Raw genomic sequence first — 16,219 nt, 5'->3', positions numbered from 1 at the left:
CCCCCTCGGGTTCGCCCCGTCTCTCGCCCCACCTGGGGCCTCGCTGGAGACAGAAAGGCAACAGTTCTCATGACCACCAAGAACCGCGCCGTGGCATTCCACGGCATCAAGGACGTGCGCGTCGACGAGCTGGACTTCCCCAAGCTGGAGATGCCCGACGGCTCCGCCGCGCCGCACGGTGTCATCCTCAAGATCGTCGCGACCAACATCTGCGGCAGCGACCTGCACATCTACCGCGGGTCCTTCCCCGCCCCCGAGGGCATGGTGCTGGGTCACGAGATGACCGGCCAGGTGCTGGAGGTCGGCAGCGACGTCCAGTTCCTGCAGGAGGGCGACCTCGTCTCCGTGCCGTTCAACGTGGCCTGCGGCCGTTGCCGCAACTGCCGCGCCGGCCGGACCGAGATCTGCGAGACCGCCAACCCGGACCAGGCCTGCGCCGCCTACGGCTTCAATCTGGGCGGCTTCCAGGGCGGGCAGGCCGAGTACCTGTTCGTGCCGTACGCCGACTTCCAGCTGCTGCGCTTCCCGGACCAGGAGCAGGCGATGGAGAAGATCCTGGATCTGACCGTGCTCTCGGACATCCTCCCGACGGCGTTCCACGGCCTCGTGGAGGCCGGCGCCAAGCCCGGCTCCACCGTCTACATCGCCGGTGCCGGCCCCGTGGGCCGGTGCGCCGCGGCCGCCGCTCGGCTGCTGGGCGCCTCGTGCATCATCGTGGGCGACCAGGACGCCTCGCGACTGGAGCTGGTGCGCAAGCACGGCTGCGAGACCATCGACCTCTCCACCACGGAGAACCTGCAGGACGCCGTGAGCGACATCCTCGGCGAGCCGATGGTGGACTGCGCGGTGGACTGCGTCGGCTCCGAGGCCCACGGCCTGGGCTCCGCGTCCGATGAGATGCAGCCGATCGCCGCCGTGAACCAGGTCCTGGACATCACCCGTCCGGGCGGCGCCACGGGCATCATCGGCATCTACGGGCCGGACCCGATCGCGGAGACGAAGGCCGAGCAGGAGGGCACCTTCCCGGTGGACTTCGGCAAGGCCTGGATCAAGTCGCCCCACATCATCGGCGGCCAGGCGCCCGTCATGCGCTACAACCGCCAGCTGATGATGTCGATCCTGTGGGATCGGATGCCGTACCTGACGGAGATGGTCAACCCGCGCGTGATCAGCCTGGACGAGGCACCGCAGGCCTATGCGGAGTTCGACCAGGGCTCCCTGGAGAAGTTCGTCATCGACCCCCACGGCATGATCGCCCGCTGAGCGGTCCGCCTCCGGATGCACGACGGCGCCCCTCACCCGCCCCGCGCAGGTGAGGGGCGCCGTCGTCGTCCGCGGATCATGCCGCGTGCAGCAGCGTGGCGGTGATCCCGAGGGCCGCCAAGCCCACCACCAGCGCGACCATGCAGGCCACCGACGCCAGGGCCGGCCGGGCCTGCTCCCGCGCGATTCCGTCCGCGTGCGCCACGTAGCGCCGGCGCTGCGTGGCCAGCACCGCCGCCCCGCCGACGGCCGCCACCACCGCAGGCCCGAACGCCCACGCGCCGACGGCCGGCCACCACCTCAGGAACGTGAGGCTGAGGACGCCCAGCGCCAGGGCCGTGCGGCCCCAGCTCATCACGGTGCGCTCGGGCTGCAGCCCCGGGTCGTGATGCAGGCGCATCGTCTCAGCCCCGCGGAAGGACGACGGCGGCCAGCAGCACCACGACGGCCAGCACGACGCCCCCCGCGAGGACCGGGACGATCAGCGGCAGCGGCAGCGGACGGCCGCGGCGCATCGCCCGCTCCACCCGGAGCCAGCGCGCGCCCGCGCCCAGGGCGAGCAGCGCCGCCAGGACGAGCAGCACCGTGCTCAGCACCACCCGGACCGGCGGCGCGAAGAGGGCGCCGGTGAACGCCTCCACCGCGACCCCGCCGGCCAGCAGCGCCAGCGCCGTCCGGACCCAGGCCAGGAACGTGCGCTCGTTGGCGAGCGTGAACCGGGGGTCCGGCTCCTCCCCGCCCGCCAGGAGGCGGTGCTGCCAGGCCGGCCGGCCGCCGTCGTGGGCGGCGGTCTCGGGGCCGTCGGGGGTCTCTGCTGCGTCCATGCGGCCATGGTAGCGACGGCGTAGACTGGCCGGTCGGGCGCGCCCGGCCGCGACGGCGCCGCCCGTCCCCGCCCGCCCATCCGATGGAGCCCCATGAGCCCCGCCCACACCGCCACGCCCGCGGCACGTCCCGAGCCGACCCGCGAACAGGTCCGACGCTGGCGCCGCTACCTCGCCGACGAGATCGCCGAGGGCCAGATCTACCGCGACATCGCCGCTCGCAAGGACGGCGTGGAGCGCGACATCCTGCTCGGCCTCGCCGAGGCCGAGCGCCGCCACGAACAGCACTGGCGGGCCCTCCTGGGCGAGCACGCCGAGAACCCGCCGCGCCCCTCCCTGCACCGCATCCTGCTGCGCTGGCTCGCGCGGATCTTCGGCTCCGTGTTCGTGCTAGCCCTGGCCCAGCGCGCCGAGTCGGACACTCCCTACGCGGAGGACCAGGACGCCCCCGAGGGCATGGTGGCGGACGAGGCCATCCACGAGGAGGTCGTGCGCGGCCTCGCCGCCCGGGGTCGCGAGCAGCTGGCCGGCAACTTCCGCGCCGCCGTCTTCGGCATGAACGACGGGCTGGTCTCCAACCTGGCGCTCGTGATGGGCATCGGCGCGACGGGCGTGGCGCCGTCCGTGGTGCTGTTCACCGGCGTGGCCGGCCTGCTGGCGGGCGCGCTGTCCATGGCGGCCGGCGAGTACGTCTCGGTGCGGTCCCAGCGGGAGCTGCTCGAGGCCTCCTCCCCCACCCAGATCACCCTCGAGGCGGCCCAGCACCTGGACCTGGACCACAACGAGCTCAAGCTCGTCTACCTGGCCCGCGGCATGACGCCCGAGGACGCCGAGCACCGCGCGCTCGAGCGCCTCGGCTATCTCACGTGCGACTGCAACCCGCAGTTCTCCGCCCGTCCCGACGGCTCCCAGGGGCCGGTGGACCACTCGGACTCCTTCGCGGAGATCGGCTCGGCGTGGAGCGCCTCCCTGTCCAGCTTCGCGTTCTTCGCCTCCGGCGCACTCATCCCGATCCTGCCGTACATCTTCGGCATGTCCGGGCTGTGGGCCCTGGGCCTGGCGGCGGCGATGGTGGGCGTGGCCCTGCTCTTCACCGGCGGTGTGGTCGGGCTGCTGTCCGGCTCCTCACCGCTGGCTCGGGGCCTGCGCCAGCTCGCGATCGGCTTCGGCGCCGCTGCCGTGACGTACGTGCTCGGCCTGCTCTTCGGCGCGAACGTGGGCTGACGCGGGGAGGGCGGTCTGGCGCCCCGGCCACGAGAAGAGGGTCCGGTCCTCTCCGTCCTCTCGGCGGCTCAGTTCCTCCAGAGCCCCGATGAGTGCACCGACAGCGGTGGGCCGGCCCGCTGTCGCAGTGTCGCTCTGCTCTGTGTCATGAGGAGCGGAAGGTGGTGACCATGCGGGCCTCAGGTACGCGGTTCCCACCGGAAGGTGCTCTTTGCCATGGCGAACGCCGCCACGACGAAGGCGAGGCTCGGCAGCAGCAGGCTGACGGCCTCGTGGAGGGCCATGCCGCTCCATCCCTCGATGATCAGCTCGGTCACCGCACCGCCGGGGAGCAGGCGTTTGACTCCGGCAAGCTCCTCCGTGCCGGTCAGACCGACCCACATGGAGGCGCCGAGGGCGACGACGAACAGGGGCAGCGTGGTCACCTGCGCGTGGTCCGGGGAGTTGGTGAGACCCGCCGTCGCGATGGCCGCGCCCACGAACATCAACTCCAGGACGACGACGGCGGCCACGACGGCCACGACCCCCACCGGAGGGGTGCCGACGACCGACAGGATCGCGACGATGACCCCGGCCTGCACCAGGTTCACCAGCGCAATCGGCAGCACGAGACCGCTCAAGATGGAGGCGTCCTTCGCCGACGTGGAGCGCAGCCGCTTGAGGAACAGGTTCTGGCGGCGGGAGGCCAGGGTGGTCGTCGCCGTGATGTAGGTGCCCATGGCGGTCACGGTGACCAGGATCAGAGCGGCCGTCACCGGGGTGCCCCCGAAGTTCTCGCGGTTGAAGATCAGGACCGCGCTGAAGGCGAGGGGGATGAACAACGACGAGGCTGCGACGAGGCGGTTGCGGACGAGCTGTGTCATCTCGCTGCGGGCGATGGCGAACATTGCGGGCTCCTCTTGTGGTGGTCGAGTCGGTCGTGAGGACGTGTGATCAGGCGTTAAGGGCGCGGAAGAGGGATTCGAGCCCCTCGGCTCCGACGTTCAGGCCCTCGAGCTCCACATCGCGGGAGCGGGACCACACCAGGAGGCGGTACAGGTCCTCCTGGAGGTTCGTGGTGGGGATGGTGACCGCGCCGCCGGGTGCGATCGTCGCGTCCTCGAACGGGACGGTGGGCTCACCACTCAGCCGGAAGCTGATGGTCGAGGGGAAGGCCGAGGTGAGCTCGGCGACTGTCCCCTGCCGATGGATGCGGCCGCTGTGCATGAGCGCGATGCGGTCGGCCCGCTCCTGGGCCTCCTCGAGGTAGTGCGTGGTGAGCAGGATCGTCGCGCCCTCGTCACGCAGCCGGTCCACGACGTGCCAGAGTGCGTCGCGTGCCTCGATGTCCAACCCCGTGGTGGGCTCGTCAAGGAAGATCAGCTCCGGTGAGCCGAAGATCGCCGTGGCGAAGTCGAGGCGGCGCTTCTCGCCGCCAGAGAGCTGCCCGGTCCGGGTGTCCCGACGCCGGCGGAGGTCCACGAGGTCCAGGACACGGTCGACGTCGTCGTCCCGCCGCGTCAGACGACCGATCAGCGCGAGGGTCTCGCGTACGGTCAGGTCCGGGGCGAACCCGCTCTCCTGGAGCATGATCCCCACCCGACGACGCAGGGTGCGGTCGCTCGGGTCCTGCCCGAGGACCCGCACGGAGCCGGCGGTCGGGGCCCGGTGACCCTCCATGACCTCGATGGTGGTGGTCTTCCCGGCACCGTTGGTGCCGAGCAGGCCGAAGAACTCCCCACGTCGGATCTCGAGATCGATCCCGTCGACGGCAGTGAAGTCCCCGTAGTCGACCCTGAGGTCGTGGATCTCGACGATCGTCTCCGTGCGAGAGTCGACGGCGGTGGGGGCGGGGAGAAGCGTCGTGTTCTGCATGTCCCCCACACAACCAACCGGAATCCGCCCCCGACAGTGAGGTCACGTCACTGCGCGGCATGACAGAGTTGGTGCGCAAGCATGACGCTGCGTCACTGGTGCGGGGCGGGCCGGTGACGGAAAGGTGGATGTCGTTCCGATCCCGCGGCACCCGCGGCGGATCGGGACCGCCGAAGAGAACCAACCATCGACCTGGACACGGGAGGCTCCCATGAGGGCGTGTCAGATGGTCTGTGTAAGCCGTACCGAGAGGAACGGTAAGAATCATGACCATGATCGACGAGAAGAACCCAGGCGAGCCCTCGGGCCAGGACCTGGTCGAGCAGCTGAAAGCCTCAGGGCAGCTTGATGCCCTGTTCGCGCAGATCGACGCGGGCGGCGTCGAGCTCACCGGTGACGGCGGGTTCGTGCCCGCGCTGGTCAAGGCCGCGCTCGAGCGGGGCCTGCAGGCCGAGCTGACCAGCCATCTGGGCTACGAGAAGGGCTCGAGCGAGGCGCTGAAGCACGCCAACTCCCGCAACGGGACCACCCCGAAGACCGTGGAGTCCGAGGTCGGGCCGATCGAGCTGGACGTCCCGCGAGACCGGGGCGGGTCGTTCACCCCGCGCCTGGTGCCCAAGGGCCAGCGGCGCCTCGGGGGCCTGGATGACATGATCATCAGCCTCTATGCCGGCGGAATGACGATCCGGGACATCCAGCACCACCTGGCCTCCACGATCGGCACGGACCTGTCGCACGAGACGATCTCCAACATCACCGACGCCGTGAGCGAAGAGGTCCTGGCGTGGCAGTCGCGGCCGCTGGAGGAGTTCTATCCGGTGATCTATCTCGACGCAATCCGGATCAAGATCCGAGAGAACAGCCAGGTCCTCAACCGTGCCGCCTACATCGCCGTCGGCGTGGACCTCGAGGGCATCAAGCACGTGCTGGGGATCTGGGTCCAGGACACCGAGGGCTCGGCGTTCTGGGCCCACGTCTGCGCCGATCTCGCCAACCGGGGCGTGCAGGACGTGCTGATCGTGTGCTGCGACGGGCTCAAGGGCCTGCCGGAGGCGGTCGAGGCGACGTGGCCGGACTCGATGGTCCAGACCTGCGTGGTTCACCTGATCCGGGCCGCGATGCGGTTCGTGGCCTACCAGGACCGCAAGAAGGTCGCCGCCGCGCTGAAGCCGATCTACACCGCCCCCAACGAAGAGACCGCGAGGAAGGCGCTGGCCGAGTTCGAGGCCTCCGAGCTCGGCACGAAGTACCCGTCTGCAGCCGCGACCTGGGCGAACTCCTGGGAGCGGTTCATCCCGTTCCTGCAGTTCCCACCCATGCTCCGCAAGGTCATCTACACGACCAACAGCATCGAGTCGCTGAACTTCCAGCTACGGAAGGTGACCAAGAACCGCGGCCACTTCCCCTCGACCGAGGCGGCGGTGAAGCTGCTCTGGCTGGCGATCTGCAACATCGAAGACAAACGCGCCGCCGAACGCGCTCGGGACCGGGGCAAACCCGCCGGCCAGCGCAAAGCCCAGGGCCGGCTCGTCGAAGGTCAGGCCGTCACGAACTGGAAGCAGGCCCTCGCCCAGCTCGCCGCGGCCTACCCCGACCGGATCAACCCCTACCTGTGACCACCCCGCTTACACAGACAAGTTGACACGCCCTCCCATGAAGACCATCCGGACCATCGCATTCATCCTGTTTCTCTGTGCCACCGCGTTCGGCGTCATGTTGACGCTGCACTACCTGCCCATCCCCGAGATCCTGCCCTCTGAGATCACCTCCTGGGTCCCCGCACGGGACACCGCCGACGCCACCTGGCTGATCGTCGGCATGGTGGTCGCCGTCGTCGCGACCGCTGTGGGGTTCTCGGCCAGCCACAAGGCCGTCGAGCGAGAGACGCAGGTGACCTCCTGAGGGGCACCCGATCCACGCGCTGACTGAACATGGAGTGCCCATGACCTCCGAGCACACGTCGGAGACGCGAAGGCTGCGCAGCAGGACGAGCTTCGTCCTGCTCGCAGTCTTCGGTGTTGCCGCCATCGTCGCCCTCCTGACGTCCGCTGTGGAGCCGTGGCCCCCTCTCGTCCTGGCACCCGGCCTCATCGCCGGCCTCTGGCTGCTGTCCCAGTGGCACCGGGAGGTGGCTGCTCCGACGCGTTGGGCAGTGCTCGCCCTGGGCACTCTCACCTGGGCGCTCAGCGCCCTCTGGGATCTGACTCCCCTGGGCGCCCTGGCCTTCGCCCTCGCCGGTGCGCTCGAGGTCATGTGGAGCCGACACGCCAGGGCCGTCGTGACCCTGCTGGTGCTCACTGTCGGGTCGGCGGCCGGCGCTCTCGTGTTCGTCACCGATCCCCAGGCCTTGTGGGTCTATGTCGGCATGGGCGCCCTGCTGACGGGCGTCGCGTGCGTGACCATCCCCGTTTCCCGAATCTCCTTCGACCTCATGCGCCTGCAGGACCAGCGTGCGGAGCAGGAGCGGGCAGCCTCTCTCGATGCCGAGCGGCTGCGCTTCTCCCAGGACCTCCATGACATCCAAGGCCATGCGCTGCACGTGGTGAAGCTCAAGATCGCCGTCGCCCAGCGGATGCTTTCCACGGACACCGACGCGGCCCAGCGGGAACTCGATGAGGCTCAGCAGACCCTGCGCCAGACCATGGCCGAGACCAAGGCGCTGGCACAGGACGGGCACACCTTGACCCTGCGCGGTGAGCTCGCGAACTCCGTCGCGCTGCTCGAGGCCACAGGCATCACCGTCACCACCGACGACGACGGCGGCCCGCGAGGCGAAGAGTTCGAGCATGTGGCCGGCGTCGTGATCAGGGAGGGGACCACCAACATCCTGCGTCACTCCGACGCCCGCAGGGTCGAGATCAGCCTTGCCCCCGGGCACGTGGTGATCTCCAATGACGGTGCGGCCGGTGTCTCCGCCGAGGACCACACGGGAGGGCTGGACAACCTCCGGTCCCGCCTCGCGGGGGTCGGAGGCCGCCTGGACGTCTCCTGTGTCGACGGACGGTTCACCCTCGGGGCACGATGGGAAGCGGACGAGGAGGAGTCGGTGTGAATGACATCAGGATCGTCCTGGCGGACGACGAGAAGCTCCTGCGCACAGCACTGGCCACTCTGCTGGAGATAGAGGGCGGCATCCGCGTCGAGGAGGTGGCCGCCGACGGCCATGAGGCGGTCGAGGCAGTGCGCCGCATCGATCCCGACATGCTGGTGACGGACATGGAGATGCCCGGTCTGGACGGCGTCGCAGCCGTCGCGACGCTCCGCGAGACCCACCCCGACCTCCCGGTGGTGATGCTCACCCGCCACGCCCGTCCCGGGGTGCTCCGACGGGCGCTGAAGGCTGGCGTCACCGGGTTCGTCACCAAGTCTGCGGAGCCGGGGGAAATCGCCGATGTGATCCGCAGGGTGAACAGCGGGCAACGATGGATCGATCCGGACACCACGGCCCGGGCGATCTCGGACGACTGTCCCCTCACCGACCGGGAGCTCGACGCCCTGCGTGCCACGGGCGAGGGGTACTCCGTGGCCAGGATCGCGCAGCAGCTGCACCTCGCGGAGGGCACGGTCCGCAACTACCTCTCCAGCGCCATGCAGAAGACCCAGACGTCCACGCGCCATGACGCGGCGCGGTTCGCCCGCCGCCACGAGTGGCTCTGACTCCGCGTCTCCCGTCATCTCACAGGACCTCACCACGACGACGGCCCCTCACCCTGGCGGGTGAGGGGCCGTTCGCTGTGGTCGCCGTGCCGTCAGGCCCGGCGGCCGAGGGTCGGGATCAGGCCTGGGCCTGCAGGATCTCCCGCATGAGCTGGGCGGTCTCGGACGGGGTCTTGCCGACCTTCACGCCCGCGGCCTCGAGGGCCTCCTTCTTGGCCTGGGCGGTGCCGGCGGAGCCGGAGACGATGGCGCCGGCGTGGCCCATGGTCTTGCCCTCCGGGGCGGTGAAGCCGGCCACGTAGCCGACGACCGGCTTGGTGACGTTGGCCTTGATGAACTCGGCCGCACGCTCCTCGGCGTCGCCGCCGATCTCACCGATCATCACGATGGCCTGGGTGTCCGGGTCGGCCTCGAACGCCTCGAGGGCGTCGATGTGGGTGGTGCCGATGACCGGGTCGCCGCCGATGCCGATGGCGGTGGAGAAGCCGAAGTCACGCAGCTCGTACATCATCTGGTAGGTCAGCGTGCCGGACTTGGACACGAGGCCGATGGGGCCGGAGCCGGTGATGGTGGCCGGGGTGATGCCCGCCAGGGCCTCGCCCGGGGTGATGACGCCGGGGCAGTTCGGGCCGATGATGCGGGTCTTCGGCTTGCCGTCCTCGCCGGTCTTGGACTGGGACAGGGCGAAGAATTCGGCGGTGTCCTGCACCGGGATGCCCTCGGTGATGACCACGAGCAGCGGGATCTCGGCCTCGATGGCCTCAATGGCGGCGTCCTTGGCGAAGGCCGGCGGCACGAAGGCCACGGACACGTCCGCACCGGTCTTCTCCATGGCCTCCTTGACGGTGCCGAAGACGGGCAGCTCGACGGCGTTGCCGTCCTTGTCCTCGTGGGACACGGTGGTGCCGGCCTTGCGGGCATTCACGCCGCCCACGATGTTCGTGCCGGCCTTGAGCATGAGGCGGGTGTGCTTGGTGCCCTCACCGCCGGTGATGCCCTGGACGATGACCTTGGAGTCCTTGTTCAGGTAGATCGACATAGCTGTTTCCTCAGTCTTTCCGAACGGTCAGTTCGCGGAGTGGGCGAGCTCGGCGGCCTTGTCGGCGCCCTCGTCCATGGTGGCGGCCAGGGTGACGAGCGGGTGGTTCGCCTCCTGCAGGATGCGGCGGCCCTCCTCCACGGCATTGCCGTCCAGGCGCACGACCAGCGGCTTGGTGGCGGTGTCACCCAGGATCTCGAGGGCCTTGACGATGCCGTTCGCGACCTGGTCGCACGCGGTGATGCCGCCGAAGACGTTCACGAACACAGACTTGACCTGCTCGTCGCCCAGGATGACGTCGAGGCCGTTGGCCATGACCTCGGCGTTGGCGCCGCCGCCGATGTCCAGGAAGTTGGCCGGCTTCACGCCGCCGTGCTGCTCGCCGGCGTACGCGACGACGTCGAGGGTGGACATCACGAGGCCGGCGCCGTTGCCGATCACGCCGACCTGGCCGTCCAGCTTCACGTAGTTGAGGCCGTTGGCCTTGGCCTTGGCCTCCAGCGGGTCCTCGGTGCGCTCGTCGACGAGGGCGGCGTGGTCCTCGTGGCGGAACTGCGCGTTGTCGTCGAGGGAGACCTTGCCGTCCAGGGCGAGGATCGTGCCGTCGCCGGTCTTCACCAGCGGGTTGACCTCGACGAGGGTGGCGTCCTCCTTCTCGAAGACCTCCCAGAGCTTCTGGATGACCTCGGCGACGTCGGCGCGCAGCTCCTCGGGGAAGCCCGCCTCGGTGACGATCTTCTGGGCGGTCTCGGCGTCGATGCCGGTCAGCGCGGAGACGGGCACCTTGGCGAGGGCCTCGGGGCGCTCCTCGGCGAGCTGCTCGATCTCCATGCCGCCCTCGACCGAGCACATGGCCAGGTAGGTGCGGTTGGCGCGGTCCAGCAGCACGGAGAAGTAGTACTCCTCGGCGATGTCGGCGCCCTGGGCGATCATGACCTGGTGCACGGTGTGGCCCTTGATGTCCATCCCCAGGATGGCCTTGGCGTGCTCGTAGGCCTCGTCGGCCGTCTTGGCGACCTTCACGCCGCCGGCCTTGCCGCGGCCGCCGACCTTCACCTGCGCCTTGACGACGGTGACGCCGCCGATCTTCTCCGCGGCCGCCTTGGCCTCGTCCGGGGTCTGCGCAACGATGCCGGCCAGCACGGGGACGCCGTGCGCCTCGAACAGATCGCGCGCCTGGTACTCATACAGGTCCACGGTGGTGTGTCCTTCTTGGTCGAAGACAGGGTCTGCCGGCCTCGCCCGCGGGCGCGGCCGACGTCGACGCCCCCTCCGTGGCCGGGCCGGGCACGGGGGCACGGCAGGGCGGCGGACGGCGGCGTTCCACGGCTCACTCTAGTCCACACCCCGGAGAGACCGGGGAGTCGGCGGGCCGGTCCCGTCAGCCCTCGACCTTCGTCAGCGGGGCGTAGCGCAGCAGCAGCCGCTTCTGCGCCCCGGTGGCGTCGAAGGTGACGGTCGCGACGGTCTTGTCCCCCGCGCCCGCGACGGCGTCCACACGCCCCTCGCCGAAGGTCGCGTGGGAGACGCGGTCGCCCGGGCTGAGCGCCACGATCTCCTTCTGCGGCTGCACCCGGCTCGGCGCCTTCCCGCGCACCACGGCGGAGGGCACCGTGAGGTCCGCCGGCTCGTCCCCGCGGGTGAGGCGCTGGGGCCGCGCGCCGTCGTCGTCCCGGGACCGCCAGGCCGGTCGCCCGCCGCCGAACCGCCCCGCGTAGCGCGAGGTGCCGGCGCCGGTCAGGCTCAACGACCCGGCCGAGCGCGTGGTGCCCTCCCGCTCCCAGTCGATGAGCGTCTCCGGGATCTCCCCGAGGAACTGGCTGGGCGGGTTGAACTGGTGCTGGCCCCACAGCGAGCGTGCCTCGGCGCGTGTCAGGAACAGGCGACGGCGGGCGCGCGTCAGGCCCACGTAGGCCAGACGGCGCTCCTCCGCGAGCTCCTTCTCGTCCGTCATCGAGCGGGCGTGCGGGAACACCCCGTGCTCCATGCCCGTCAGGAACACCACGGGGAACTCGAGGCCCTTGGCGGTGTGCAGCGTCATGAGCGTGACCTGGCCCTGCTGCTCGGCGAGCGCCTCGCCCTCCACGTCCGGGGCCGTGGGCAGCTGGTCTGCGTCCGCCACGAGCGCCACCTGCTCGAGGAAGTCGGACAGGGTGCCGTCCGGATGCGTCGTCTCGAAGGAGCGGACGACGGCGACGAGCTCGCCGAGGTTGTCCGCGCGGGACTCGTCCTGCACGTCCTCGGACTCGCGGAGGGCGGCCAGCATCCCGGACTGCTCGAGGACGGCCTCCAGGACGGTGGCCGGGCCGGCGGACTCGGCGACCTGGCCGAGGTCGTCCATCATCTGCACGAAGCCGCGGACGGCCTTGAGCGAGCGGGCGGCCATGCCGGGAGCGTTCTCGGCGTCGCGCAGGGCCGCGGAGAACGTGGAGCGGTTCCGCTCGGCCCACGCGGCGACGGCGCCCTCGGCCCGGTCCCCGATGCCCCGCTTGGGCTCGTTGAGGATGCGGCGCACGTTGACGTCGTCGTCGGGGTTGACGATCACCCGCAGGTAGGCGAGCGCGTCCTTGATCTCCTTGCGGTCGTAGAAGCGCGTGCCGCCGATGACCCGGTACGGGATGCCGCGCGTCACCAGCCGCTCCTCGAGCGCACGGGACTGCGCGTTGGTCCGGTAGAACACGGCGACGTCGGCCGGGCGGATCCCGTCCTCGTCCTGCAGCCGGTCGATGGTGGTGGCGATCCACTCCGCCTCGGCGGACTCGTTCTCCGCGGCGTAGCCGACGATCGCGGGGCCCTCCCCCTCGGCCGTCCACAGGCGCTTGGGACGGCGGTCCGGGTTGCGCTCGATCACCGCGTTGGCGGCGTCCAGGATGGTCTGCGTGGAGCGGTAGTTCTGCTCGAGCTTGATGGTGACGGCGTCCGTGAAGTCCTGCTCGAACTCGACGATGTTGCGGATGTCCGCGCCGCGGAACGCGTAGATGGACTGGTCCGAGTCGCCGACGACCGTCAGCTCGCCGCCGGGGGTCTCCACGCCCTCGGGGTCACCCGCCGGGCCGGCGAGGAGCCGGATCAGGCGGTACTGGGCGTGGTTGGTGTCCTGGTACTCGTCCACGAGGACGTGGCGGAACCGGCGGCGGTAGTTGTCCAGCACGCGCGGGAACGCCTCGAACATGTGGACCGTCACGCCGATCAGGTCGTCGAAGTCCAGGGCGTTGGCCTGGCGCAGGCGGGCCGTGTAGTCCCGGTAGACGGCGGCGACGGCGCGGCCCCACGGGTCCCCCTCGGCCACGGTGGCGGCGTAGTCGTCCGCCTCCACGAGCTCGTTCTTCAGGGAGCTGATGCGGTTCAGCAGGGCCTTGGGCGCGAAGCGCTTCGGGTCCAGCTCGTGCTGCTTGGCGACGGTGGTGACCAGGCGCAGGCTGTCCGCCGAGTCGTAGATGGTGAACGTGGACTTCAGCCCGATGTTGGCGGCCTCGTTGCGCAGCAGCCGCACGGCGGAGGAGTGGAACGTGGAGATCCACATCCGCTGGGCGGTGGGACCGATCAGCCCGGCCACACGCTCGCGCATCTCCGCGGCGGCCTTGTTCGTGAAGGTGATGGCGAGGATCTCGTGCGGCCGCGCCCGTCCGGTGGCGAGCAGCCACGCGATGCGGTGGGTCAGCACCCGGGTCTTGCCCGAGCCGGCGCCCGCGACGATCAGCAGGGGCGCCCCCGTGTGGGTCACCGCGGCTGCCTGCTGCGGGTTGAGCCCCGCCACGAGCGACTCCGGAGTGTGCGACGGCGCGGCCGGGCGGGCGTCCACGCCCCAGGCCTCGGGGTCGGCGGCGGCGCGCGTGACGGCCGGGGGCACGAGCCCGGGCAGGGCGGTCTCCGGGTCCGCGGGGCGGCGGGTCCGGTCGAGGTTCAGGTGCGTGCGTCCGAGCGCGGAGAAGAGGTCAGCCATGGCGAATCCAGTCTAGGCGTGGCTCCGGACGCGACCGCGGGCGCCGTCGTCGCCATCCCCCACCGCGCCGCCCCGCCCCACCCCACCCGCACTTTCGAACGTGATGGGGGGCCTATCTCGCGTTCGAAAGTCCCCATGACCCCGATTTCACGTTCGAAAGTGGGCGGGAATCGACCGGCCCGCTATGGTCTTCTGGGCGTTCCGCGCGATGTGGCGGCGGAGCCCCCTTCCCCCGCCCCGCCACCCCGGAGCCGCCATGTCCACGACGCCGACCCCGCCCGTGTCCCACGGGTCCGCCCCCAGCCGGATGACCTGGATGGACGCCATGCGCGGATTCGCCGTGCTGCTGGTGATGTTCACCCACACCTACACGATGCCGCAGGGGCTCGACGCGACCTTCAGCTCCGTGGCGTTCGCGAACGTGGTGCAGGTGTTCCAGTCGTGGCGGATGCCGATGCTCGTGTTCCTGTCCGGCGTCCTGCTGCCCCGCTCGGTGTCCAAGCCGCTGGGCACGTACTACCGCGGCAAGGCGGAGCGGATCCTGTGGCCGTTCCTCGTCTGGATGGTCGTCCTGGCGCTGGCCACGGGCAAGCCCGGATCCCTGCTGTCCGTCGAGTTCTGGCGCGGCGGCGCGTGGCACCTGTGGTTCCTGTGGGTGCTCATGCTCTGCTACCTCATCGGCCCGGTGATCCGTCGCGTCCCGGCGCTGGTGGTCGCGGCCGTCCTCTTCGTGCTGCTCCTCGAGTTCGTCAGCGGCCCCCGCGACTGGGTGCGTCCCCTGTACTGGGGCGTGTACTTCTTCCTCGGTGCCGCCTCCGCGCGACTGCTCCCCCGGATCCGCACGGCGCCGGCCGCCCTGGGCGTGATCGCGGTGATCCTCATGGTGCTCACCGTGACGGCCACGCGCACCGGCGCGCTCGTGGTGGCGGAGCGCCAGCCCTGGTCCGTGTTCGCCGCGCTGCCGGGGATCCTCGTGGTGCTGTGGCTCGGCCCGCGCCTGCCCCGTCTGCCGTTCCTCGAGTTCTGCGGCCGCCGCTCGATGGTCCTCTACGTCGCCCACATGCCGGTGCTGATCCTGGCGGTGGCGGCCTTCCGCGACCTCGCCGCGGTCCGCCCGGTCGACTTCTACGTGGCCATCGCGTCGTTCACGTTCCTCGTCCCGCTCGCCCTCGCGCTCGGCTACCGACGGGTTCGCTGGCTCTTCGAACTCCCGACGGCGGGACGCGTCCGGGCGCGTCCTCGCACCCGGGCCACGGTCCCGGGAGCGGCGGACGCCGTGCCGGCACAGACCGCCGAGCCCGCCTCGACGACGGCGCCCCTGCCGGTCGTCGAGCCGGCGTCCCCGCCGCAGCCCGCCGCGGGGCCGACCCCGGCCGCCGAGCCGGCGGCCGGCGCACCCGCCCGGGTCCGGGCCCCCCGCCCGCGGCCTCGCCACGCGGACTGAGCAGCCCCGGCCCCGACCCCGCCACCCCGGCATCCCCGCCACCCCCGCACTTTCGAACGTGACGGAGGGCCTATCTCGCGTTCGAAAGTCCCCATGACCCCGATTTCACGTTCGAAAGTGAGCTGGGCTGGGCGGGGCTGGGCGGGACCGGACCGGCTCGGCCGGTCTGGGAGGATGGACCGCGGAGGTGCCCCGTGTCCCAGAAGTCCCGCAAGTCCCGTCCGCGCCCGTCGCGGCCCGCCGCGCGCCCGGTCGCCGAGTCCCCGCGCTCCCGTCCCACGCTGCGGGACGTCCACGTCCGTGAGGACCTCGCCGCGGCCGCTGAGCGCGAGGGCAGCCCGGCGATCCCGGTGAGCGCGCTGATCGTGACCACCCTGCTCGTGGGCGCGTACCTCCATCTGCTGGTGCTGCAGCAGATGACCCAGCTCAGCGGCGGCCTGGCGATGCCGGACTCCCTGCTGTTCTACGGGCAGGACCACATCCGCGCGCTCTCCGCGGTCATGGACGAGGACGCCCGCGGCCAGCTGAACTGGGTGCACAAGACGGCCGGCGTGATCTTCCCGATCGCCGTGGCACTGACGGTCACCGCGGTCGGCGCATGGCGCCTGCGTCCCGTCGGCGCCAAGTGGGCCGTCTTCGGGCTGGGCGTGCTGTTCGCGGTCGTGGACATCTGCGAGAACATCGCGATCGAGCAGGCGATCGCCGCCGGCGGCCCGGGCACCGGCCTGGCCGCCGCCCTGACGCTGACCCGCTGGGTCCTGCTGGCGCTGCTCGCGCTGGCGGTGGCCGTGATGCTGTGGGCCGGGCGGCGCCGTCGTCGTGGTCCCGCCGCGCGGGAGGACTGAGGGGCTCGGCTATACTCGCTCACCGGACCGACGCGCGGTCCGCGCCCCAGTAGCTCAGTTGGATAGAGCGACCCTCTCCTAAAGGGTAGGCCGTCGGTTCGATTCCGGCCTGGGGCACCCGGGTGG

Annotated in this window: 15 protein-coding genes and 1 tRNA gene; 9 read left to right on the top strand and 7 right to left on the bottom strand. The window is 70.9% G+C overall.

All coding sequences use genetic code 11. From position 1 onward, the window contains the following. Positions 1-69 precede the first annotated feature (69 nt). Complete coding sequence (locus B1A86_RS01895) at positions 70-1,263, top strand: alcohol dehydrogenase catalytic domain-containing protein (RefSeq protein WP_041103050.1); 1,194 nt, start codon at positions 70-72, stop codon at positions 1,261-1,263. Between the two features lie 76 nt (positions 1,264-1,339). Here the strand turns inward: B1A86_RS01895 and B1A86_RS01890 are convergent, their stop codons facing one another. Next, on the bottom strand, positions 1,340-1,663 hold the full coding sequence (locus tag B1A86_RS01890; RefSeq protein ID WP_078025800.1) for a DUF202 domain-containing protein: 324 nt from the start codon (positions 1,661-1,663) through the stop codon (positions 1,340-1,342). Between the two features lie 4 nt (positions 1,664-1,667). Further along, positions 1,668-2,087, bottom strand: coding sequence for a YidH family protein (locus B1A86_RS01885; protein WP_041103054.1), 420 nt, complete (start codon positions 2,085-2,087; stop codon positions 1,668-1,670). A gap of 93 nt (positions 2,088-2,180) precedes the next feature. On the opposite strand from B1A86_RS01885, the gene B1A86_RS01880 reads away from it, so the two are divergent. Beyond that, a complete protein-coding gene (locus B1A86_RS01880; RefSeq protein WP_095353376.1) occupies positions 2,181-3,311 on the top strand; it encodes a VIT1/CCC1 transporter family protein in 1,131 nt (376 codons plus the stop codon). 179 nt (positions 3,312-3,490) lie between these two features. Here B1A86_RS01880 and B1A86_RS01875 read toward each other — a convergent pair whose 3' ends face one another. Together B1A86_RS01875 and B1A86_RS01870 are read right to left on the bottom strand one after the other, a co-directional pair. Further along, positions 3,491-4,198 (bottom strand): ABC transporter permease, encoded by a 708-nt coding sequence (locus tag B1A86_RS01875; RefSeq protein WP_060973830.1) that lies wholly within the window; start codon positions 4,196-4,198, stop codon positions 3,491-3,493. A gap of 46 nt (positions 4,199-4,244) precedes the next feature. Continuing rightward, entirely contained in the window at positions 4,245-5,165 is a 921-nt protein-coding gene (locus B1A86_RS01870; RefSeq protein ID WP_060973829.1) for an ABC transporter ATP-binding protein, read from the bottom strand. Between the two features lie 272 nt (positions 5,166-5,437). On the opposite strand from B1A86_RS01870, the gene B1A86_RS01865 reads away from it, so the two are divergent. Genes B1A86_RS01865 through B1A86_RS01850 form a run of 4 tightly spaced genes read left to right on the top strand, consistent with a single transcriptional unit; the run spans position 5,438 to position 8,822 of the window. Then, positions 5,438-6,781, top strand: a complete 1,344-nt coding sequence (locus tag B1A86_RS01865; protein WP_044658726.1) for an IS256-like element ISMlu11 family transposase — start codon at positions 5,438-5,440, stop codon at positions 6,779-6,781. Positions 6,782-6,818: 37 nt separating this feature from the next. Next, the gene (locus tag B1A86_RS01860; RefSeq protein WP_060973828.1) at positions 6,819-7,067 is read left to right on the top strand and encodes a hypothetical protein; all 249 of its coding nucleotides are present in this window, start codon (positions 6,819-6,821) and stop codon (positions 7,065-7,067) included. Positions 7,068-7,107: 40 nt separating this feature from the next. Then, a complete protein-coding gene (locus B1A86_RS01855; protein WP_060973827.1) occupies positions 7,108-8,217 on the top strand; it encodes a sensor histidine kinase in 1,110 nt (369 codons plus the stop codon). Then, a complete protein-coding gene (locus tag B1A86_RS01850) occupies positions 8,214-8,822 on the top strand; it encodes a response regulator transcription factor (RefSeq protein WP_230956215.1) in 609 nt (202 codons plus the stop codon). Before B1A86_RS01855 ends, B1A86_RS01850 begins: the two co-directional genes overlap by 4 nt. 118 nt (positions 8,823-8,940) lie before the next feature. On the opposite strand, the gene sucD is transcribed toward B1A86_RS01850, so the two are convergent. The 3 genes from sucD to pcrA form a co-directional block, all read right to left on the bottom strand. Next, on the bottom strand, positions 8,941-9,861 hold the full coding sequence (sucD, locus tag B1A86_RS01845) for a succinate--CoA ligase subunit alpha (protein ID WP_078025428.1): 921 nt from the start codon (positions 9,859-9,861) through the stop codon (positions 8,941-8,943). Between the two features lie 27 nt (positions 9,862-9,888). Continuing rightward, entirely contained in the window at positions 9,889-11,058 is a 1,170-nt protein-coding gene (gene sucC, locus B1A86_RS01840) for an ADP-forming succinate--CoA ligase subunit beta (RefSeq protein WP_078025427.1), read from the bottom strand. A gap of 184 nt (positions 11,059-11,242) precedes the next feature. Beyond that, complete coding sequence (pcrA, locus tag B1A86_RS01835; RefSeq protein WP_078025426.1) at positions 11,243-13,804, bottom strand: DNA helicase PcrA; 2,562 nt, start codon at positions 13,802-13,804, stop codon at positions 11,243-11,245. 256 nt (positions 13,805-14,060) lie between these two features. On the opposite strand from pcrA, the gene B1A86_RS01830 reads away from it, so the two are divergent. The 3 genes from B1A86_RS01830 to B1A86_RS01820 all read left to right on the top strand — a co-directional run bounded on the left by B1A86_RS01830 (position 14,061) and on the right by B1A86_RS01820 (position 16,210). Then, positions 14,061-15,248 carry an acyltransferase family protein gene (locus B1A86_RS01830; RefSeq protein ID WP_158183518.1) on the top strand — a complete coding sequence of 396 codons (1,188 nt, stop codon included), beginning with the start codon at positions 14,061-14,063 and terminating at the stop codon, positions 15,246-15,248. Between the two features lie 194 nt (positions 15,249-15,442). Further along, positions 15,443-16,093: a hypothetical protein gene (locus B1A86_RS01825; protein WP_078025813.1), complete on the top strand. Its 651-nt coding sequence runs from the start codon at positions 15,443-15,445 to the stop codon at positions 16,091-16,093. 43 nt (positions 16,094-16,136) lie between these two features. Further along, positions 16,137-16,210 (top strand) — tRNA-Arg (locus tag B1A86_RS01820). Positions 16,211-16,219 lie beyond the last annotated feature (9 nt).

It is taken from the genome of Micrococcus sp. KBS0714, from assembly GCF_002008305.4.
Classification (GTDB): domain Bacteria; phylum Actinomycetota; class Actinomycetes; order Actinomycetales; family Micrococcaceae; genus Micrococcus; species Micrococcus luteus.
This window is presented reverse-complemented; position numbering and strand designations above follow the sequence as displayed.